Here is a 20916-nt window from a genome sequence, read left to right as displayed (position 1 = left end):
TGCTGGGGGATGAGGTCATCCTGTGCCACGATGGTCCGATGATTGGGGAGAGCCTACTGGCTGGCAGAGCGGAACTCTTGCAGTTCCTGGCGAGAGAAATTGTGGAACTCGGTGAGGGCCGCCGCCTGATTGGCATTGATGGCGCCGACGGAAGTGGGAAAACGACGTTTACCGCTAGCCTCGCAGCATCGATTCGGGACCGCCCGGTCGTGACCATTCACCTCGACGATTTCCTCAACCTGCAGGAAGTCCGGCATCGGCGCGGACGGGCATCGCCCGAAGGGTTCTGGCTGGACACCTACGACTACGCGGCCTTCCAGGACAACGTTCTGACTCCGCTGCGAAGGATCGGGGACGGAAAGTATCGCCCGGCTGTCACGGATGCCCGTCAGAACCAGAGACTTGAGTTACCACTACGGGAAGCGCCGGAGGAATCTTTGGTGCTGGTCGAGGGGATGTTCCTTCACCGGGACGAATTGATGGGGCGGTGGGACTACTCGATCTTCCTCGATGTCCCGTTCACCGAAACCGCACGACGTATGTCCGTGCGCGACGGCGGCAACCCAGACCCCGAACACCCGTCCATGCGCCGGTATGTCGGCGGCCAGCGTCTCTACTTCGAGGCCGCGGAACCGTGGTCGCGCGCAACCAGAGCTGTTGACAATACTCAGCCGGACGAGCCCAGGCTGCTATCCCTCGGTGAAGCGTCGAAGCGCCGACGCTGATAGCAGTGTGGGGCGACCACGGCACTTCACGCCACGACCGCCCCACAGAAGAAGCTACTTTTCGCAGGCGATTCCGTCGCCGTCCGAGTCGAGCTTGTAGATATCCGAGCCAATGACGGTCACCGGACCCCGAACGTATGCGGGACCATTGCCCTTTCCGCCGGCGCAGTCAACATCGGAAGCTATAGGAACGCAGCCGCTGTAGTTCGGATCGCAGCCATTTTGTGCCTGTGGTGCGGGGGCTTGCGCCTTTGGAACTACCGCGGCTGCTGCCTTATCAGCAGCCGCTTTAGCTGCCGCAGCTTGAGCAGCTGCGGCCTGCCCTGCAGCCGCCTTGTCCGCTGCTGCCTTGTCCGCAGCGACTTTGTCGGCCGCGGCCTTATCAGCAGCTGCTTTATCGGCCGCGGCTTTATCCGCCGCAGCCTTAGCTGCGGCTTCGGCAGCGCGCTGATCCGAAAGTTTCCGTGCGGTTGCTGAGTCCAACCACACCAATTTCCCGGATTGATCCATGCCACAGACATAGGTGTCACCGGCGCCTACCTGCGTAGCCTTCTCTGTTGTACAGGACGTTCCGGCGACCTTGCTCGGAGTTGGTGTCGGCGTCGACGACGGCGAGGACTTGGACGTGCTCACCGAGCTGGCCGTGGTTGTGGACCCCTGTCCGCAGGCCGACAGCAGGACAACGACAGAGCCTAAGGCGATCAGCGCGAGCGATTTAGTGCCTTGAGCCAAGGAAGACTTGCGCCGGAAATGCCTATTTTTGGACGTGCGAATAGCACCCTTTTTCAATGTAATGCCCCCTTTTAGATGCGCCGATGCGATGGCGCGTGTTGCGACCATAACACCGGCTGAACAGCAAAGGGAGAGGAAGTTATCTATGACTTTGCATGGAGCGAAAGTTACGAACCAGCCATTCCGCACAAGCCTTGCTCTAAGCCCGCGCGTGCTTCCGTCGCGTGGCGCCAGGCGTCGCAGCCCCACGTTCCTCACCGACACTCACACCCGCACCCGTCCCCAGACCACGGACCGTCCACCCGGCGCTCCGCCAGGCCTCAGCGTCCAGTACGTTGCGAGCGTCCAGCACCATCCGGCGTCGTACCAGCGCACCAACTTCAGACGGCGATAAGGCGACGTACTCGTCCCACTCCGTGAGCAGCAGCACCAGCTCGGCGCCCTCCAGGGCGCGTTTGGTGGAGGCTTCGAAGCGGATCTGCGGGTAGCGGATCCAGGCGTTGTTGATGGCTTTGGGGTCGGTGACGGTGACGTGCGCGCCGGCGGAGGCGAGTTGCTGGGCGACGTCCAGGGCGGGGGAGTCGCGGATGTCGTCGGTGTCGGGCTTGAAGGCTGCGCCGAGGATAGTCACGGTGCGGCCGGACAGGAACCCGCGGCACATTTCGCGGGCGATCTCCACGGCACGGGAGCGCTGATCGAGGTTGACCGAATCAACCAACGCCATCCACTCGTCCACCGATGGCACCGCAAGCTCACGCGCCTGGGCCCGGAAGGACCGGATGTCCTTGGGCAGGCAGCCGCCGCCGAAGCCCAACCCGGCGTGCAGGTACCGGTTGCCGATGCGCGGATCCAGGCCCATCGCCTCGCTGAGCTCGCTGACGTCCGCGCCCGACGCGTCGCAGAGCTCGGCCATCGCGTTAATGAAGCTGACCTTCGTAGCCAGGAACGCGTTCGACGCGGACTTGATCAGCTCCGCCGTCGCAAAGTTGCAGACCAGACGCGGGATGCCGGCGCAGATCAGCGGCTCGTACACGGCATCCAGCACGGCAGTGACCGGCGCACCGGAAGCTGCGCCCTTGCCACCCGGCACGCCATAGACCAGGCGATCGGGCACCAGCGAATCCTTGACGGCAGTGCCTTGGCGCAGGAACTCAGGGTTCCAGCCGAGCAGCACGTCGGAGCGTCGTGCCAGCAGGTCGCGCAGCTTCTCCACCGTGCCTACCGGCACTGTTGATTTACCGACGACGGCGGCCCCCTTGGCCAGGTGCGGCAGGAGGCTCTTCGTGGCGCCCATCAGGTAGGACAGGTCTGCGGTGTCCGAGGTCTTGGACTGCGGAGTGCCTACGCAAAGGAAGTGGACTTGGGCGTCCGCTGCGAGGGAGAAGTCCGTGGTGAACTCGAGCCGGCCGGTGGTGCGGCCATCGCGCAGGAGTTCGTCCAGACCGGGTTCGTGGAAGGGGGCCAGCGCCTTGTTGAGCTGTTCAACTTTGGAGGAGTCGACGTCGATTCCCACCACGGTATGGCCCATCGAAGCGAGCGTCGCTGCGTGCACTGCGCCGAGGTAGCCGCAGCCGATCACGGAAATCTTCATGAGGTGGGTCCTTTGCTGGAGGTCAATTCGGTGGGGCCGTTTTCCCGGGAGAAGGAGGCGATGACTTCGTTGTAATGGCGGACAAGGCCGGCGCTGAGCACCGGCCACGTCCTGCCCTGGACCGAGGCGGTTGCTGCCGTTGCGAACGCACGGCGCTTGGCGTCGTCGCCGATCAAGTCTTGGGCGTAATCACGCAGCTGGGTGAGGTTTCCGGGCTCGTAGAGCCAGCCGGTGCGCGAGTTCTCTACGAGGTCCAAGGGGCCGCCGCGGCCGGTAGCCACCACGGGAACGCCCGATGCCATGGCTTCCTGGATGGTCTGGCAGAAGGTTTCGAACTCGCCGGGATGGACGAACAGGTCAAAGGAGGCAACAGCTTCGGCCAACGCGTCGCCACCGAGGAATCCCGTAAACACAGCGTCCGGCAGCTGCGCCTCAAGGGCCGCGCGCTGCGGGCCATCGCCCACAATCACCATCTTGGTGTTCGGCAGATCAGCGAGCACGGCGAGGTCCTCAACCTGTTTCTCCACGGCGAGCCGGCCGACGTAGCCGATGATCCGGTGACCGTCGGGCGCTACTGAGCTGCGCCACGCCGTCGAACGTTTAGCGGGGTTGAAGCGCGCGGTGTCCACACCGCGACGCCACATATCCACGCGCAGGATGCCGCGTCCGCGCAACTGGTTCAGCGCGAATGTGGACGGCACCAGGGTTCGGGTGGCCAGGAGGTGGATGTTGTCCACACGGTTCCATGCCCAGTTCTCCAGGAACGGCACGCCGTAGCGGGCGGCGTAGCTGGGGACCTCGGTTTGGTAGATCGCCACGGTCGGGATGCCGAGTTGGTGGGCGGCCTGCACGGCGCGCCAGCCGAGGACGAACGGGGAGGCGAGATGAACAACATCGGGGGAGAAATCGGCAAGGATTCGCTTGACCCGATTCACACCACCCAACGCAACCCGCACATTCGTGTAGCCGGCCAGCGGCACCGAGGGAAGCCGGTGCACATACGCACCCTTCTCAACGCTCGAAACATCAGTGTCCGACGTCGACGGCGCGATCACCATCACCTCATCCCCGCGCTCCTGCAGATGCTCCAGCACCCGCAGTATCGAGTGGGTTACCCCATTCATCAATGGCAGGAATGATTCGGCGACGATTGCGATCCTCACGCCTTCAACGGTGGTCGGGGCGGTTGGCGGTGCGGGTTCGATCGGGTTGCCTGTGGAGGAAGAGTGGGTTAACAGGTGGTTCTCTGTTTTGTCCGTGTGCGGTTGTAGGCTGGCGTTCTACGACGTACTGGGGCGTCGATGATCTGGGGGTTCTGCCATGGTTGCTGCTGGGGATGTTTCGGGCGCGCCTTTTGAGGTTTCGCGACTTGGCTTACGACGGCGGATTGGCGTACGACGGCGGCGCCGGGCAGCGGCGGGAACTGTCGCCGTCGGACTGGCGCTGGGGCTGTTAATGGGAACCTCGGGTTCCCCGGCTGTGGCTGACGACCTCACCCGCGTTGTCCCCGTAGGCGATCGTCCCACGAGCGTCGCCGTGAATCCGGCCACCAACAAGGCGTATGTGGCCACGTTCGACGGGGTTGAGGTGGTCGACGGCGAGCTCTCCGGTGGCCTCCTATATACAGGGGACATGCCGGTAGACGTCGCGGTGAACCCCGTGACGAACAAGGTTTTCGTCAGCGAAATCGGTGGGGCCGTGGCCGTGGTCGACGGTGCCACCCGCGCGGTGACGTCCGTTCCCGTGGGCGCAAACCCCGGCGTTCTTGCCGTTAACCCGGTGACGAACAAGACCTACGTCGGGTGGCAGAACGGTGTCACGGTGATCGACGGTGCCACCCTCGCCGCCACTGCTTTGCCGGTAGCCGGCGCCCAGGAGATCGCGGTGAACTCGACCACCGGCAAGGTCTACATTTTGGGTGGCGGAGTCATCAAGGTGATTGGCGCTGGTGGTGTGGTGACCTCGACCATCAGCATCGGCGCCGGCGGCATCTTGGACCTGGCCATCAACGAAACCACGAACAAGATCTACTTCACCACCCTGGGCAAGTATGGAGCCGGGGTGCGCGTGGTTGATGGCATGACGGACACCGTCACTGACACGATTCCGACCACAAACAACGTGGGCAAACTGGCAGTGAATCCGGTGACCAACACCGTATACGTCGCTGGGGACAGCGAGGGCCTCGACGGGTTCGTGCAGGTCATTGACCCAGCCACAAAGACACAGGTCGCCAAACTGCGAACTCCGTCTCGCATCACCGACCTCGTGGTCAACTCCAGAGGCAACAAGGCTTACGCGCTCCTGCAAGGGAGGGGAGTCACCGTGGTGGATGGCGACAACCGTTTCTCCGCCGTGTTCTCCGGACAGGATCCCCTGGACGCCGCGGTCAACCCGAACACCGGCAAGGTCTACGTCTCCAACAACGGAAGTGCCTCCGTGTCCGTGATTGACGGCTCTGCTGCAGCGCCCGTGAAGAACGACTTCAACGGTGATTCGCATCCTGACGTGTTGGCGCGCGACGTGTCCGGCGCGCTGTGGCTGTACCCGGGCAACGGATCGGGCGGCTGGCTCCAGCGCGTTCAAGTCGGCCAAGGCTGGAACGTGATGACGGCCTTGATCGCGCCGGGCGACTTCAACGGCGACTCCTTTGCCGACGTTTTGGCGCGCGACGGCGGGGGTCTCCTGTGGCTCTACCCGGGCAACGGTGCAGGCGGGCTCGGAACCCGGGTGCTGGTTGGCAGCGGCTGGGAAAACATGAGCGCCATCGAGCCCATCAACTTCTTTGGCGCCGGCTTTGGGGACGTCGTGGCCCGCGACCGTGGCGGGGCCTTGTGGCTGTACCGGGGCGACGGAAAGGGTGGCTGGTTGCCCCGGATGTGGGTTGATTCGGGCTGGTCGGCACTGTCTGAAATCACTGGCGCCGACGACTTCAACGGCGACGGCGTCACCGACCTCGTGGCCCGCGACAGCGCTGGGACCTTGTGGTTGTACCCGCCCAAGGGAACCAGCGGATGGCTGCCCCGCCAGGTCACCGGTCAAGGTTGGAACGCGATGAACTCACTGGTTGGACCCGGCGATTTCGACGGCGACGGGCGGGCTGATCTGCTGGCCCGGGACTCTAGCGGTGGGCTGTGGTTGTACTCCGGTCAAGGAGGATCGGCATGGCCCACGGCGAAGCAGGTTGGTGCCGGGTGGAATGTGATGACGGCGATAATCTGACGCGTGCTGCTCGACAAGGTGTCTGAGCCTTGGGTTGTGCACATGTCAGGACTCGCGAGCCTTGGGGCAATGACGGGTGTTTGGTTGGGAGGTGGAACCGGCGAGCCACGAAGCCCCGGCGGAGTGGCTCCATGAGCGGTTGCCGTTGTGGCTTGGGCCTTGATCATGCACGGAGAGAGAGCTGACACTTCTTTAGCCGTTGTAGGGATACTGCAACTCCTTTGGAAAGGACAGAACGACCGCCACGGCAGTAGCGGCTATGCCGATGTGACAATCGAGGAGGCGCAGGCGGCAGTGCTCCTTGCCAGTACGATTGTTGGTTGGCTCGCTAAGGGAATGCTCCGACGGAAGGAATCCCAATAGCCATGGAGACGACTAAGCGGCACAGGTGAACTATGGGAAGCCAGCCATTTCCCAGAGTTAAGCACGACACCACGCCGCTGCGTCAGCCCGCGTTATTACCTGAGCGACCGTGAGCGGGATGCACTGGAAATGCATCTCGCCTTTCTGGTCCGAGACAAACGCATGGCCGACGGCAATGCGGTTGCCGTAATCCGTGGCGACTTTAGGAAAGTCGGCTACCTTTCGGAGGTGCAAGCCTCGACGCTTGCGCCCCATCTTGGATGGGCTGGAAGCCTGCAAGTCTCCTACCGTGTGCACGGTTCCGCGGTGACTGGATCTGCCAGCCCGGCAGCCCTGAGGAAGGCCTTGGGCCTTAACTGAAGGCAGGACTAGCGGCGAACCGTTGGCCCTGCCGACTTGGATCGCTTACAGGGTCCGCACAGTATTTGCAGGATTTCGACGTTGTTACTCCCGCCCATTGCCAGCGGAATGATGTGGTCAAACTGAAGTTCCGACCAGGAACCGCAGGCGCGGCGCGAACCTCCGTCCCGCCTCATCACGTGCACCTTTCACATCATCCGGGATGGCTCTTCGGCCCGTGGCCAGCCGCGAAGGAGAAACCCATGGCGTAACTGTGGCGGTGCTTACTTTCCAGCGGGAGAGCGTCGATGGGCGCGTCTTGTATTGGAGTCCTGCCCGGACTCCAGCTCGTCTTTCTCCGGTACTGTGGCCTTGACAACACCCACAGTCTAAGGAGTCCAGGGGAAAGCAGTGGCAAAAAAAGGTGAATTGGCATCCGACCCGATTAGTCTCGGTCAGCGTTTGGGGGATGACTTCCAGTTGGTCTGCCCGCTTTTTCAGCGCCGTTACGTGTGGAAAGCGGCCCAGATAGATCAACTTTGGGATGACATCGACTCAGTCCTGGACGAGTCCTACGAGCGTCGCTTCCTTGGAGCCCTGGTATTCGCTGACGAACAGGCGTCGTCCGCGTCCAGTGCAGGTAAGTACCTCGTTATTGACGGGCAGCAAAGACTGACCACTCTGGTGCTGACGATTGTCGCGCTTGCAGAGCGTGCAATGGGCCTCGGACCTGCAGGCATCCAGATCGCGAAGGATCTTTACGAGCAGTATCTCGTGAGCCGGAAGGCCAACACAAAAAATCAGCCTAAGCTGTCCCCAACCCTTTCGGACACGCGTCAGTTCAATGGAATTCTTCGAAGCGCCTTCGAAGATGCTTTCGAGTTAGTCCTCGATCCGTTGAAGGAGACCGGCGACGAAAGGGGAGTCATGACCGATGCGTACCGCACCCTAAGGGCTCACGTGCGTTCGCGGACCTCGCCTACGCCGGGGTTGACCGCCGATGACGGGTGGGCACTGGAGCAGGTAGCGATCTTGCGCGATGTGTTACTGGATCAATTAGAATTTGTGGAAATCCGCTTGGGCGACGAACACGACCCGAACGAGGTTTTCGATCGTCTGAACAAGGAAGGGGTCCGTCTCGGAATCATCGACCTCGTCCGAAATGAAGTACTGAAGCGTTTGGGAGATGATGCGAAACTTGCTATGCAACTCTATTCTCAGGAGTGGAAACCTTTTGAAGAAGGGTTCCACACTGACGAGGCGAAGGCAGGCTATTTCTATCCCTTTGCCCTGACGGTAGATCCTGGAATTACCAAGGCGAAGACGTTTTCAACCCTGACTAAGCGCTGGAATGCAATGCTCAAGAAGTCGGACGAACCAATGTCCTCGCCGAAGACCAAAGAAGAGCTCAAGGGAGAGCTGAAGGAGATAATGGCCGATCTCCGAACGCATCTATCTTCTTACAACGCCGTCGCGTCAGGCAGGCTGTCGCAAGTAGATGAAGAGTTGCAAGAATGCGTCGGCAGGCTTGTGGATTTGAACAGTCCTACCGTCACCTATCCTTACCTCATGCAGCTCTTGACAGCTCATTCCAGCGGTCTCGCTGGTACGGACGACGTCACTATGTGTCTTCGAATTATCGAATCATTTCTGGTCCGCCGAGGTCTCAGGGGAATCGAGCCGACGGGCCTGCATGCGATTTTCAAGAAAATGTGGGGAACTGCGGGTGCCGACCCTAAAGCAGTGCGCAAGGCTATCGTCTCGACCACGGTTGTATATCCCAAGGACGACGAAGTCAGGACGGCCATCCTCACGGATAACCTCTACAAGCGGAAGATATGCCGGTACGTGCTTGCAGAATATGAGCGCTCAGTATCAACCGTGGACGTCATGAAAGAACTTCCAGTAATCACCGTTGACCATGTCATGCCGCAGTCGCAAAAGGGTGCCTGGCTCGAAACGGTGTCCAAAGAAGATTTTGATCGTCTAGTCAATACTTGGGGCAATCTTGTGCCTCTTTCGCCGGGGGCTAACTCGACCAAGGGCGCAATGGACTGGGAGGACGCTCGACGCCTGTTGAGCACGGAAACAGTCTTTTCTTCCACGAAGCACGTCTACACCCATTACGACGAGTGGAACGCCGAGACGATTGAAGCCAGGTCCGAGAACATTGCCGTCTGGGCTCTCGACCGTTGGCCCTACTTTTCAGATCTGATGGAAGGCGATGAGCCCGTTCCAACCATGCTAACCACGACCGAGTGACGCCTCTGGCTGGCGCTGCCGTGAGGAGGTAGTGTCCGTCCCATCAGTCTCCTTTGAATCTTCGTAGCAACTCGCAGGGGCAGGGAAGGTGACGTGACCGTTGCTGGATTGCGTTTTGCCATAGTCCGGCCTGCCCGGCATGTAATCAATTTCATGCGCCAGTGCCGGTGTTGCTCGCCCGCGCAGCCTTCAAATCCCTCCGCAGCCCCCGGTTGTCTTCCCGCAGCCCTTCGTTGTCCTGGGCCAGCCCCCGGTTGTCCTCCGTCAGCCCTTGGTTCTCGGCCTCCAGTTCCAACACCAGCTTCACGCCTGCCAGGTTCAGCCCCTCATCCAGCAACACCCCGATCCGGCGCAGGGTCGCCAGGTTCCGTTCGCTGTAGCGGCGGGTGCCGCCGTCGGTCCTCTCGGGGGTGAGTAGCCCTTTACGTTCGTACAGCCGGATGTTTTGCTGGCCCGTGCCAACAAGTTCCGCCGCCACCGAGATCGCGTAGACGCCCCGGGCGTCCCGATCATCAGCGCCACCAGAGCCACCGCCGGCAGCGGCGGCACCCAGTCCGCCGTCGTGCTCTTCTACGGAACTGTCCGTAGTACCCATCCGAAACCTCTCCAAAATTCTTCCGAAAACCTACTTGCACCACTCTCTCACCAGTGCTATAAAAAATATATACCAGCCAACACAGATCTGGAAGGCTGGACCAACAGAAGAGTCAGCATCAAGATCTAAGGAGTGAGAACAAAATGCTGATGCGCACTGACCCGTTCCGCGAATTCGACAGGCTCGCCCAACAGGTTTTTGGCACAACAGCACGCCCCGCCGGCATGCCGATGGACGCCTGGCAGGAAGGCGAAGAGTTTGTGGTCGCTTTCGATCTGCCTGGTGTGAATCCTGAATCGGTGGACCTCGACGTCGAGCGCAACGTCCTGACCGTTAAGGCAGAACGGAAGTCGCCAGCGGGCGAGAACACCGAACTGATCGCCGCCGAACGCCCCCAAGGCGTTTTCAGCCGCCAACTGATCCTGGGCGACACCCTGGACACCGACGGCGTCAAGGCCAGCTACGACGCAGGTGTGCTGACACTCCGCATCCCCGTCGCCGAGAAGGCCAAGCCCCGGCGCATCGAAATCACGTCCAACGAGCAACGACAAGAAATTAACGCGTAATCCACCCTCTCCGCTGAGGGCTCGCCCGGGGGTGGCCCTCAGCGGAGCGCAGGACGGGAGCTTCGGATCGGCCGCAGCATCGGAAAATGGGCGCAGGCTTCGCGCCACGCCACAGCGCTTGACGCGCAGAGGAAAACGCGGCCCCTGACGTCGCCTCCCGATCGGATGGCCCTCGGCTTCGGCCGGGGGCCATCTCCCATCCACCGCATCCCACCCGGAACCAGCAGTGAACACCCAACCAGACCACTACGCCACCCTGCACGTGACACCCGACGCCACCCCGCGCGAGATCGCACGCGCCTACCGGGCGCTGCTGCGCACCCACCACCCGGACACGCGCCAAGCAGCCGACGACGGCGGCACCCCCTCAGCGAGCGACGTCCAGGAACTGCACGCCATCATGCAGGCGTACGTCGTTTTGTCGGACCCAGGAAAGCGGGCGGCATACGACCTTGAGCGGCGCTCCAGTGCTCCATCCGGTGATCGTGGGACGCCTGTGAAGGTCCGAGTCCATCGATCGCCGGAAGCTACGCCCGGTCCCACCTCGGGGCAGGGACCGCTGTCGTTTGGCCCGGCCCGATGGGAGCCCCTGCCCCGAAGCACCCGACTTCCAAGGAGACATTCATGAGCGCATGGCGTCCCTACGACGGCCACATCATCCCGGCCTTCTACGAACGGTTCGAGAAGCGCTGGGGGAGGGGGACCGCGCCGTTCCTCGATCCCGAGGTCCATGAGCAGCCCATGCCCCGTGCCCAGTGGATCAACCCCGATACGGGCGCGGCCGTGGCGGTCGTTCCTATCTGGACCGACGACCCCGAGCACAGATCCTTCGGCGTCTTCTACCTACCGCCAGCCGGCGATATTTGGATGCTGCGGCCTGGACCCACCACGTTCCTGGAACCCAGCGGGGGAGCGAGTCGAGAGCAGGTGACACTCCGGAACGACGCGTTCAAGAAGGCGGTCAACCATGCCAAGGAGTTCATCTACGGGCCACAGTTGTAAGGGCGTGCCGCGCGAGGGCGGCTATTCCTGCAGGACGTCCGGTAGTTCGTCCACGTAGACCGATTGCGGCGGTTCGAAGTAGATCACCAGAACTTTCTCGCCCACGGCAAAGACACTCGTCTTGTCGAACGGGTAGGCGAAGAACGCGCTGGTCCCGCCATGGAAGGGAAGCATGACTTCGCCAATGGTTCCAGGCGCGACGGTGCCTGTGACCCTGCCGATCTTTCCGGTCAGACTTCGATCCACCGCTCTAGGCATCTGGTGCCTTGCCGGAAGGGGACTGAGCGGGTGGTGCCTTGACCGGAGCCGGCCGGGGAGAAGGAGCAGGCGATTCCTTGCCCCGCAATGCCGAAGCCAGCGACGGCAGGAAGTTGCCCACCTGGGACAGGATTCCGCCCACCATACTGTTCAGCCCCTCGCCACCATTGAGTACTGTCAGCTGCCCAATCCGTGAGAAGGGCTCAGCGGCTGCCGACACGATCGCGGGCATGTTCTCCGCGATCTGCTGGGAGATGACGGCATCCTGGTTGGTTTCGAGCGCTTCACCGCGTGCCTTGATGCCTTCAGCTTCAGCCAACGCCTTGGCCTTCACAGCGGAGGCGGCCGCATTGCCGCGCGCCGTCGTCGCCGCTGCCTCGGCCTCACCCGTGACGCGCGTTGCGCCTGCCATGGCTGCGGCTGCCCCGGCGTTGGCTTGGGCTTCGAGTTCGACCCGCCGGGCGTTGGCTTGGGCCTCGAGTTCGGTGCGCTTGGCCAATGCTTCCGCGGCGCTGATGTCAGCCGCCTTCTTGGCTTCGGCGTCGGTACGTTGGGCGTATGCCCGGGCATCTGCGGGCTTACGGATGGTGGTCTGAAGTTTCTGCTCTTCGCGATCGGCCTCAAGCTTGGCCACTTCGGTCTCCTGAACCACCACCTGCTGACGGGCGGTGGCGTCGGCCAGCGGCCCGGCTTGCGCGGCCTGGGCGCGTGCCTGCTCCGCGTTGGCCTGTGCTGCGGATTGCTTGATGGCGGAGAGGCTCTGCGCATCAGCGATCAGGGCCGCGGCTTCCGCTTCCTTCTCTGCAGCTTCCCGGTTGCTGGTGGCTTCCGCTATGCGGGCCTCCATCTTGACCTGCGCAATGTGCGGCTTCGCCAGATTCTGGATATAGCCGGTGGGGTCCTGAAGGTCCTTGATCTGCAGTGAATCCACCACCAGGCCCAGTTTCTCCATCTCCACGCCACTGGCACTGCGAACCAAGGAAGCCAGCTTGTCGCGCTCGCGGATGATTTCCTCCACGGTCATGCTGCCGATGATCGAACGCAGGTGCCCTTCGAAGACGTTGTAGACCTGGCTCTCCATCTTCGGCTGCTGGCCCAGGAACCGCCGGGCAGCGTTGGCGATGAACGGGGGAGCGTCGCCGATCTTGTAGATCACCACACCGTCCACGATCACTTGGATGCCCTGCGAGGTCACGCACGAGACCTTGAGTTCAGTTTCATTCAGGGTCAGGGCAAGGCTGCGGACCGTCTGCAACCCCGGGACCACCAGGGCGCCCTTTCCGGTGACGATCTTGAAGTCCATGCCGTCTGTATTTTCCAGTGTTCCGCGCGTAAGGCCCGAGATGATGAGAGCCTCGTTCGGTTCCGCCACCTTCCACATCGCCTTCGTGGCCAGCCAAATGAAGCCGATCACGAGTACGACGCCCAGAATGATGGCGATCAGCGGGAAGAAAGCTGCGAGGTCGTCCATTGACCTTGTCCCTTCAGACGGTGTGAGCGACACACTTTGGTTGACCCCCAATAGGCCAAATGGTTGCTCGTGTACACAGTCTCGTTGCGCCGAAGCGGGGAGTCCAGCACATTTGTGCGTCATTTGTGCGGCAACCCGGCGGGTCCAAAGTGCCGAGATGTCGCCCCTCGGCGGGAGTGGCACTTAGGTGGGCCGGCCGCCGTCGTGCGTTTCTTCGCGAGGGGTGAGCTTTCGCGACTTAGAAGGGCTTCATAGGGGTGAGACGTCGGCCCCTCGGCGGGGCGGGAGGGGTTAGAAGTCGCCCCTCGGCGCAAGGAAGGAGGGAACAAAAGAAGGCTGGTGCAGCCTGGGAAAAGATCCGAAGGTGGCTGCACCAGCTGCTAGTACGACTTTCCGTTTAGAAGTTGTGACACCTATCCATTGGCCGCTCCTAGTTCCCGGCTTCGTTTGTTTCCGGGTCTTTCAACATCAGTTGGGGGCCGTCATCCGCCCCGGGAGAACACCTCCCATCTTACGGCTGCCCATAGGAAAAAGCGCAGGAATTCGCGGTATTTCGGGGGAGTCTGACGGGCGGGTGCTGCCCACCGTGGCACGATAGATCACGATGAAACTGCGCGCTGATCAGACCGGAAACCGTGGCCTCCCCATGCCCCTTTGGCTGCAGGGCGGTTTGGAAGCGGCTCAGTCGGCGTTCATTTCGGCCATTGTTGTGGTGTTGCCGCTGGTGGGGGTGTGGGCGACCGACGGTTTTCACGACCGCAACGTCGACACCCTGGCCCGCCTGGCCGGCCAGGCCTGGCTGCTGATCCACGGGGTTCCGCTTGGACTGGCACACGTCGACATGGGCACGGCGGCGCAACCGGGATCTGGCCTGTTGTCCTTGCACCCGCTGGGGCTGACGCTCATCCCGTTCCTGCTTGCCTGGCGTGCGGGCCGGCGACTCGCCCGTGCCTCGTACACGGACCAGCTGTGGCAGGCGTTCTTGGGCGCTTTCGTTGTGTACGCGGCGTTCGGGATGGCTACCGGGTTCGTGTGCCGCACCCCGGAAGTGGTCATCAACCTTTGGTACGCCATGACCATCCCGCTCATTTCCTTCGCCCTGGGCATGATCGTCGGTGCCCGGCGTGAGGCTGGTTCGTGGAGCCGGCTGATTGGCGTGGACGCCGTCGCCTGGCTTTCGAAAACCAGTCAGCATTCACGGTGGGCAGGCTCGTATGTCGGCTCCGGGTTGAAGGCCGGTTTTGTGGCGATCATGGCCGCGGTGAGCTTGTCGGCGGTACTGCTGGCTGCCACCATCGTGTGGCACTGGACTGACATTATTGCCGTCTACGAGGGCATCCAGGCCGGCGCGTTGGGCGGCGCCGTGCTCACCATTGCGCAGCTCGGTTTCCTCCCGAACCTGGTGATCTTTGCGCTTTCGTGGTCCTCCGGCGCGGGGTTCTCACTGGGTGTCGGCTCCACGGCAGGTCCACTGGGCACCACGGTTGGACCGCTCCCGGCAGTCCCCATTCTGGGTGGTCTCCCGGCCGGGCAGCTCGACTTCGGCTCCGCCGCCCTGGCACTGCCGGTAGTCGCCGGGATACTGGCAGGGTGGTGGTTCCTGCGCGAAGGCGAAAACCACTTCGACGAATGGCTCTCCATCAAGATCAAAGCCCGCTGGTTCACTGCCGCGGCGTCAACGCTGTTCCTCGGCGCGTTCATCGGCGCTGTGGCAGGGCTGCTCGGCGGCGCGATGGCGTGGATCGCCCGCGGTTCTGCCGGCATTGGCCGGCTCACGGAAATCGGACCTCACCCGCTGTGGACGGCAGTCTGGCTTGCCGCCGAAGTGGGGATCGGCGTCGTGATCGGGTACGCAGTGGGGCCCTGGCTGGAACGCAGCCAGAAGCAGCGCGAGGCGAACCTCGACGAAGCAGCGTACGACGACGAACACGCCTAAGCGGTCAGCGGCCGCCAAGCGGACGCCGGGCTACCGCAACGGCCCCGGCATGGAGTTTTCCAGCTGGGTCAGGCACTGCGACTTCGCGGTTTCCGTGAGCGCACTGCGGGAGCAATCCTGGTAAGTGCTGACCTGCTTGAAGAAAAGCACGGACGTCAGGATGAGCAGGCACATCACGGCGGTAACGATCAAGCCGGAGATGGTCCCGAACAGGATCAGGCGGGGCTGCTTGAACTTCACTGTCCGCACCAGCACCACAACGCCCAACACCCCGGCGGCGAGCGTGAGGATGGCGCTCAGCCAGACGTAATCCACGTTCAGGGAGAACACGAAGAACGCGCCCAAAGCCGACAAAAGGAAGGCACGGAACAGGATCTGGGTCACGCCGAGCGCGGACTTTTCGGCCTCGGAGCGGGATTGCTGGCTCGGCTTGGGACCGACGTCGGGATTCATGTTTTCCAGCCTACGCGAGCCGCCCATAAGCTAGTGCAATGCGCATTGTTGTCCTCGTCTCCGGTACCGGTTCCAATCTTCAGGCAGTCATCGACGCCGTGAAGTCAGGTGAACTGGATGTCGAGATCGCCGCTGTGGGCGCTGACCGGCCCGATACCTACGGCGTGGAGCGTTCGGACGAAGCGGGCATTGAGACGTTCGTGGTGAACTTCAACTCCTTCGAAACACGCGCCGAGTGGGACGCGGCCTTGCGCGACAAGGTGCTTTCCTACAGCCCGGATGTGGTGGTTTCCTCCGGTTTCATGCGGATCGTGAGCGCCGACTTCATCAACGCTTTCGACGGCAAGTACGTCAACACCCACCCGGCGCTGCTCCCGTCCTTCCCCGGCGCCCACGGCGTCCGCGATGCGATGGCCTACGGCGTTAAGGTCACCGGCTGCACCGTGCACTGGGCCGACGCCGGCGTGGACACGGGCCCCATCATCGCCCAAGAGGCCGTCTCTGTGCTTCCGGATGACACCGAAGAAACCCTCCACGAGCGCATCAAGATCGTGGAGCGCCGCCTGCTGGTCCAGACGCTGCGGGACCTCGCGGCCCACTAACCCGCACCCGCCCCTGCCCGGGTCAGGAGAGCTCGCGTCAGGAGAGCTCGCGCTGCTTGGTCTCCGGGGCGAAGAACGCCATCCACAGCACCGACAGGAGCACCAGGCCACCGGCGAGGGCAAAGGACGTCGCCAAACCGAACTCCGGCCAGAAGAATGACGCAAACACCAAGGGCCCAAAGCCCGCGCCGATGCGGGAGAACGTCGAAGCCCACCCGAATCCGGAGCCGCGAAGCTCGGTGGGATACAGCTCGGACACGTAGGCGTACAGCACCGGGATGGCCACCTGGACCACGAACCCGAACACCAGCAGCCAGAACACCGCAGCCGAGGGAACGTCCACCACAAGCGCTACGATCACCAGCGTCACCGCGGACAGGGGACCGGTGATGGCCAGGATCCACTTGCGGCCCACCCGCTCCACCAGGAGCGCAGCAACCACCACGCCCAAAAGCCCGACGGCGGCCATACCCGCCGTCGTTACGAACGCTTTGTACTCCTCGAACCCGGCGCCGATGAGAATGCGCGGCATCCACGTCAGCGACAGGTAGTAGACCAGGAGCACGGAGAAGAACAACGCCCAAGCCGTGGTGGTGATCTTCCAGTTGAACTGCCAGATCTTCTGAAGCTGCGACCACGCACTGCCGGCGGAGAGCCGGGGTGCGGCCTCCGGCTCGGGCAGGCTGTAGGCGCGGGGTTCAGCCCCTGTGGCGTCGACCAAGCCGTCGATCACAGCCGCAGCTTCAGCGCGACGGCCCTTCCGGATCAGGAACAACGGCGATTCGGGGACCGATCGGCGCACCCAGAACACGAGCAACGCGGGCAGCACCATGATCAGCATGGTGAGCCGCCAGTCCCCGAAAGCCGCCACCAGCCACGCAGACAGAAAACCACACAGTGCTGCCCCCACCGGCCACCAACCATCCATGGCGGTAAGGACTTTGCCTCTTTGCTTGCGCGGCGTGAACTCACCCACCAGGGCGTAGTCCACGGGGATGCAGCCGCCCAAGCCGAAGCCGGCCATGAAGCGGAAGATGCAGAACCACACAATGTCCGGCGAAAACGCGCCAAGGACCGTAAAGATGCTGAAGATCAGGAGGGTGGCAGTGAACGCCTTCTTGCGACCGATGGTGTCGGCTATGGTGCCCCATGCGAACGCACCTACAGCCATGCCAATCAGGTTGGCCGTGCCGATCCACGCCGCGTCAGCGGGTTGCAGGGACCAGTGCTTGGACAGCAAGGGGATCAGGATGCCGTTGAGCGTCACGTCCCAGGCGTCGAACATGAATCCAAGGCCGCCGATGACGAAGATCTTGCCTTGGACCTTCCAGCGCCATGGCAGTTCCTGCACCACTTGTTCGCCGCTGGGCACGGTTGTGTACGTATTCATAGGGCCTCCTGCATGCAACTTTAGGCCCTGCCGGGCAACACGTTTGGCCTGGCGGCCGACGTTACTTCTGGTTCTCGATGGCCCTTCGCAGGAAACCGCCCGCTTCCTCAAGCGCGCCCTTCGCTGCGGAGGCTTCGATTCCCGTGAGGAGCACCAGGATTGCCGCCTTAACAGAGCCGCCCACGGAGTCCAACGCCGCTGCCGCTTCCGCCGCGGAAACACCGGTGGCGTGCTGCACGGTCCGCTGTGACCGGGCCAGCAATTTCTCGTTGGTGGCACGCAGGTCAACCATGAGGTTCCCGTAGGTTTTGCCGAGCTTGACCATCACCAAGGTGCTGATCATGTTGAGGACAAGTTTCTGGGCGGTGCCCGAGTTCAGCCGGGTTGAGCCGGCGATGAACTCCGGACCCACAACAACCTCGATCGCAGCATCGGCCACATGGCTCACGGCCGATCCCTTATTGCAGGCCAGCGACGCCGTGAAGGCACCGTGCTTCCGGGCCTCCTCAAGCGCGCCGATCACGTACGGCGTCCTACCGGAGGCGGTGATACCGACGACGGCGTCCGCTTCCGTCACGTTGATGTCGTGCAGGTCCCGCGCGCCGGCCGTTGCGTTGTCCTCGGCGTACTCCACCGGGTGCTGGATCGCTTTGGCGCCACCGGCGATCAATCCGACGACCAGCCCCGGAGGTGTGCCGAACGTTGGCGGGCACTCGCTCGCATCGAGCACACCCAGCCGCCCGGCCGTCCCGGCGCCCACGTACAAAAGGCGGCCGCCGCGCTGGAGGCGCGCCGCAACGGCGTCGACCGCTTGGATAATCGCGGGACTGGCCGCTTCAACGGCAGCGTGCACGCCTGCCGTGTGGGCCAGCATTGCGGCCACGAGTTCTTCGGTGCCAAGGATGTCCAGGTTCTCCAGGCCCTCCGCGGTGGCTTCGGTCTGCAATCCGGCGAGTTCCGTGCGCAGGCCCGCAAGTTTGTCGGCGTCAGTCGGGCCAGTTTGTTCCGTCACGGTGGATGTACCTTTCCTGGATGAGCCCGCGGCGCGTCGCAGCGAGGGCGGCGCCGTCCAGGCCATCGCCCAGCGGGGCCACCACCTCAATCCCAGCCGAAGCGAGGAACTTCCGCAAGAGCGACGCGAAGAACTCCGACCCGACGACACCGCCCAGCAATGCCACGCGCTGCGAGGTGTCGTCGCCGGAGGCTCGTTGCACCGTCGCCGTCAGGATGCGGCACGCCTCACCAACGATGTTAAGTGCGACGGCGTCACCCGCCTCCGCTGCCTGCAGAACCAGCGGTGCGAAACGGGCCATCGCCCTGTAGGGGTTTTCCTGGTCGGCCAGCCACCCCGGGAGCATCTCCGGCGACTCAACCAAAGCGCCGGCCGCAGCGGACAACGATGTGGCCGGGCCGCCGTCGTGCGCTTCAAGAACTGCCTGCAGACCCTGCTGGCCTATCCAACGGCCGCTGCCGCGATCACCCAGGTAAGGTCCCCAGCCGTCGGCCCGGTGCAGGACCCCGAGCTCGTCGAAGCGGAAAGCCACGGCGCCTGTGCCCACGATCAACGTCGTGCCGGGGGCGCCCTGGAGTGCGCCGAGTTGGGCGGCTGTGGCATCGGAGAGAACCGCCGCGGGAACTCCGAAGCGTAGGGACAACATGGTGGCAAGCTCCTGTGACTTCTGCGCCGAAGCCTCGACGCCGGCCACAGCAGCGCCGATACCCGTTACCGTCGTCAAGGGCAGGCCCGGCGGCAGCAGCGCAACGGTCTCAAGCAGGAGGTCGAACGCGAGGGTGGGGCCGTTGTCCACGTGAACTCCCGGGAACCCGTGCTGGTCCGCGGCACCCAGCAACTCCGAACCACGGCGCAACTCCACGCGGCAACGGCTCTTCCCTACATCGGCAACAAGAACGACATCCTGGGGGTCTTCCATGGCACAACCCTATGTTGCGGGGCCCGCTGTGCGTGGCACTTCGGGTGTTTGGGGCGCAGAGTGGGCCTCCCAGTGCTGGGATCACGCGTTGTGGGGCCCGCTGTGCGTGGCACTTCGGGTGTTTGGGGCGCAGAGTGGGCCTCACAACAGCTGTGGAGGAGTAGACAGAGATGCCTCTGGCAGCGTCTTCTGTGGATAACCGAATGTGAGCCATCGTTTCCGGCAACTATGGACCCATGCGAAATCTCACCCCTTTGCCGCCGGAGGTCGATCCCCGAGGTTTTCTCGTCGCAGACGCATATGCCGCCGGTGTGCCGCGATGGCGGCTCCAGACGAAAGGGCTCCTAACGCCGAGTCGGGGCCTTCGTGTTGCAGAGGCAAACGAACGCGACCTCGAACTGCTCGGACGGCTGCACACCACAGTCACACCCCGCTGCGCAGTGAGCCATGTCACGGCGGCACTCTTGTGGTCTATTCCGCTTCCTATCTACCTCGAGGAAGAGGGGAGGGGCGGGCTGATCCACGTGACGCGTCGGCAAGAAATTGGGAGGGTCAAGCGTCGCGGAGTGATTGGTCATAGGGCACCTCTGCTCGCTCGGGACGTGCGGGTGCTAAACGGAGTACAACTGACGTCGCCGGAATGGACATGGGTAGATTTGGCCAGGCATATGGGCAGGTCATCTCTGGTGGCGGCAGGGGATTCGCTGCTGGCCAGGAAGAATCCTTTGTCCTCGATCGAAGCGCTCCAAGAAGTTGTTGATCGGCGCCCGAAGGTCAAGGGGATCCGTATGGCGCGGGAAATTTTGCCATTGTTGCGGTCGGGCGTCGACTCGCCGCAGGAGTCAAGGCTGCGCCTGAAGATAGTCGACGCCGGGCTGCCGGAGCCAGCAGTAACCCAAGCAATCTTCGATGATCATGGCCGTTATGTCTCAACGCCCGACCTCCAATACAAGGAGTACAAAATTGCCATGGAGTATGAGGGGGACCATCACCGCTCCGACCCTGTGCAGTGGGGCAGGGACATTGAACGCGACGATCGGCTTCGGGCCATGGGATGGATTGTTCTGAAATTTTCTGAGGTCCAAATGAAGGCCGGGTGGGCCAACGCAGAACGCAAAGTACGTGACGCGTTGACATCGCGCGGTTGGCGAGGGCCGTCGTCGTAAGTCACGTCTGGGCGCGCACTTGGCGCGGAACGGGCCTCGCAACGTGAGGCAGCGATTTGTGGGGCCTGGTGTGCGCATTTCGTGCTCGGGGTGGCACGCAGAGCGGGCCTCGCAACGCGGGGGCGTGATTTGTGGGGCCCGGTGTGCGTGTGAGGTCCGGGAGTTGGGGCGCGGAGCGGGCCTCGCAACGCGGGGGCGCACTTGTGGGGCCTGGTGTGCGTGTGAGGTCCGAGTGTTGGGGCGCGGAGCGGGCCTCGCAACGCGGGGGCGTGATTTGTGGGGCCTGGTGTGCGTGTGAGGTCCGAGTGTTGG

The 20916-nt window shown here is 63.0% G+C and carries 20 protein-coding genes; 9 read left to right on the top strand and 11 right to left on the bottom strand.

What is annotated here, in order from left to right; all coding sequences use genetic code 11:
• The first annotated feature begins 209 nt into the window (after positions 1 to 209).
• Positions 210 to 725, top strand: coding sequence for a uridine kinase (locus ACNQOP_RS15645; RefSeq protein WP_416405032.1), 516 nt, complete (start codon positions 210 to 212; stop codon positions 723 to 725).
• A 54-nt stretch (positions 726 to 779) separates the two neighbouring features.
• On the opposite strand, the gene ACNQOP_RS15640 is transcribed toward ACNQOP_RS15645, so the two are convergent.
• From ACNQOP_RS15640 to ACNQOP_RS15630, 3 genes are all read right to left on the bottom strand, one after another.
• Entirely contained in the window at positions 780 to 1358 is a 579-nt protein-coding gene (locus ACNQOP_RS15640; RefSeq protein ID WP_416405031.1) for a hypothetical protein, read from the bottom strand.
• A gap of 298 nt (positions 1359 to 1656) precedes the next feature.
• Positions 1657 to 3048, bottom strand: a complete 1392-nt coding sequence (locus tag ACNQOP_RS15635) for a UDP-glucose dehydrogenase family protein (protein ID WP_416405030.1) — start codon at positions 3046 to 3048, stop codon at positions 1657 to 1659.
• Entirely contained in the window at positions 3045 to 4211 is a 1167-nt protein-coding gene (locus tag ACNQOP_RS15630) for a glycosyltransferase family 4 protein (protein ID WP_416405029.1), read from the bottom strand. The genes ACNQOP_RS15635 and ACNQOP_RS15630 overlap by 4 nt, the downstream gene beginning before the upstream one ends.
• Positions 4212 to 4503: 292 nt before the next feature.
• Here ACNQOP_RS15630 and ACNQOP_RS15625 point away from each other — a divergent pair, with 292 nt between their 5' ends.
• Positions 4504 to 6270, top strand: coding sequence for an FG-GAP-like repeat-containing protein (locus tag ACNQOP_RS15625; RefSeq protein ID WP_416405028.1), 1767 nt, complete (start codon positions 4504 to 4506; stop codon positions 6268 to 6270).
• Between the two features lie 731 nt (positions 6271 to 7001).
• Here ACNQOP_RS15625 and ACNQOP_RS15620 read toward each other — a convergent pair.
• Positions 7002 to 7169: an HNH endonuclease gene (locus tag ACNQOP_RS15620; RefSeq protein WP_416405027.1), complete on the bottom strand. Its 168-nt coding sequence runs from the start codon at positions 7167 to 7169 to the stop codon at positions 7002 to 7004.
• Positions 7170 to 7383: 214 nt separating this feature from the next.
• Here ACNQOP_RS15620 and ACNQOP_RS15615 point away from each other — a divergent pair, with 214 nt between their 5' ends.
• Positions 7384 to 9234 carry a DUF262 domain-containing protein gene (locus ACNQOP_RS15615; protein ID WP_416405026.1) on the top strand — a complete coding sequence of 617 codons (1851 nt, stop codon included), beginning with the start codon at positions 7384 to 7386 and terminating at the stop codon, positions 9232 to 9234.
• Between the two features lie 151 nt (positions 9235 to 9385).
• Here ACNQOP_RS15615 and ACNQOP_RS15610 read toward each other — a convergent pair whose 3' ends face one another.
• Positions 9386 to 9829: a MerR family transcriptional regulator gene (locus ACNQOP_RS15610; RefSeq protein WP_416405025.1), complete on the bottom strand. Its 444-nt coding sequence runs from the start codon at positions 9827 to 9829 to the stop codon at positions 9386 to 9388.
• 143 nt (positions 9830 to 9972) lie between these two features.
• Between ACNQOP_RS15610 and ACNQOP_RS15605 the strand changes: the two genes are divergently transcribed.
• The 3 genes from ACNQOP_RS15605 to ACNQOP_RS15595 all read left to right on the top strand — a co-directional run bounded on the left by ACNQOP_RS15605 (position 9973) and on the right by ACNQOP_RS15595 (position 11397).
• On the top strand, positions 9973 to 10395 hold the full coding sequence (locus ACNQOP_RS15605) for an Hsp20/alpha crystallin family protein (RefSeq protein WP_235519155.1): 423 nt from the start codon (positions 9973 to 9975) through the stop codon (positions 10393 to 10395).
• A 226-nt stretch (positions 10396 to 10621) separates the two neighbouring features.
• A complete protein-coding gene (locus tag ACNQOP_RS15600; RefSeq protein WP_416405024.1) occupies positions 10622 to 11023 on the top strand; it encodes a J domain-containing protein in 402 nt (133 codons plus the stop codon).
• Positions 11020 to 11397, top strand: a complete 378-nt coding sequence (locus tag ACNQOP_RS15595) for a hypothetical protein (RefSeq protein WP_141283126.1) — start codon at positions 11020 to 11022, stop codon at positions 11395 to 11397. Before ACNQOP_RS15600 ends, ACNQOP_RS15595 begins: the two co-directional genes overlap by 4 nt.
• 21 nt (positions 11398 to 11418) lie before the next feature.
• Here ACNQOP_RS15595 and ACNQOP_RS15590 read toward each other — a convergent pair whose 3' ends face one another.
• Positions 11419 to 11655 (bottom strand): hypothetical protein, encoded by a 237-nt coding sequence (locus ACNQOP_RS15590; protein ID WP_416405023.1) that lies wholly within the window; start codon positions 11653 to 11655, stop codon positions 11419 to 11421.
• Positions 11648 to 13126, bottom strand: coding sequence for a flotillin family protein (locus ACNQOP_RS15585; protein WP_416405022.1), 1479 nt, complete (start codon positions 13124 to 13126; stop codon positions 11648 to 11650). The genes ACNQOP_RS15590 and ACNQOP_RS15585 overlap by 8 nt, the downstream gene beginning before the upstream one ends.
• A 604-nt stretch (positions 13127 to 13730) precedes the next feature.
• On the opposite strand from ACNQOP_RS15585, the gene ACNQOP_RS15580 reads away from it, so the two are divergent.
• A complete protein-coding gene (locus ACNQOP_RS15580; protein ID WP_416405021.1) occupies positions 13731 to 15062 on the top strand; it encodes a DUF6350 family protein in 1332 nt (443 codons plus the stop codon).
• 30 nt (positions 15063 to 15092) lie between these two features.
• Here ACNQOP_RS15580 and ACNQOP_RS15575 read toward each other — a convergent pair whose 3' ends face one another.
• Entirely contained in the window at positions 15093 to 15542 is a 450-nt protein-coding gene (locus ACNQOP_RS15575; RefSeq protein WP_257368774.1) for a hypothetical protein, read from the bottom strand.
• An 11-nt stretch (positions 15543 to 15553) separates the two neighbouring features.
• Between ACNQOP_RS15575 and purN the strand changes: the two genes are divergently transcribed.
• A complete protein-coding gene (purN, locus tag ACNQOP_RS15570) occupies positions 15554 to 16117 on the top strand; it encodes a phosphoribosylglycinamide formyltransferase (protein WP_416405020.1) in 564 nt (187 codons plus the stop codon).
• A gap of 37 nt (positions 16118 to 16154) precedes the next feature.
• On the opposite strand, the gene ACNQOP_RS15565 is transcribed toward purN, so the two are convergent.
• From ACNQOP_RS15565 to ACNQOP_RS15555, 3 genes are all read right to left on the bottom strand, one after another.
• The gene (locus ACNQOP_RS15565) at positions 16155 to 17507 is read right to left on the bottom strand and encodes an MFS transporter (RefSeq protein WP_284986066.1); all 1353 of its coding nucleotides are present in this window, start codon (positions 17505 to 17507) and stop codon (positions 16155 to 16157) included.
• A 61-nt stretch (positions 17508 to 17568) separates the two neighbouring features.
• Positions 17569 to 18519, bottom strand: coding sequence for an N-acetylmuramic acid 6-phosphate etherase (murQ, locus tag ACNQOP_RS15560; protein WP_416405019.1), 951 nt, complete (start codon positions 18517 to 18519; stop codon positions 17569 to 17571).
• Positions 18494 to 19438: an N-acetylglucosamine kinase gene (locus tag ACNQOP_RS15555; RefSeq protein ID WP_416405018.1), complete on the bottom strand. Its 945-nt coding sequence runs from the start codon at positions 19436 to 19438 to the stop codon at positions 18494 to 18496. The genes murQ and ACNQOP_RS15555 overlap by 26 nt, the downstream gene beginning before the upstream one ends.
• A gap of 236 nt (positions 19439 to 19674) precedes the next feature.
• On the opposite strand from ACNQOP_RS15555, the gene ACNQOP_RS15550 reads away from it, so the two are divergent.
• The gene (locus tag ACNQOP_RS15550) at positions 19675 to 20604 is read left to right on the top strand and encodes an endonuclease domain-containing protein (protein WP_416405017.1); all 930 of its coding nucleotides are present in this window, start codon (positions 19675 to 19677) and stop codon (positions 20602 to 20604) included.
• Positions 20605 to 20916 lie beyond the last annotated feature (312 nt).

Source organism: Arthrobacter sp. LFS091 (assembly GCF_047977885.1).
GTDB lineage: Bacteria > Actinomycetota > Actinomycetes > Actinomycetales > Micrococcaceae > Arthrobacter.
This window is presented reverse-complemented; position numbering and strand designations above follow the sequence as displayed.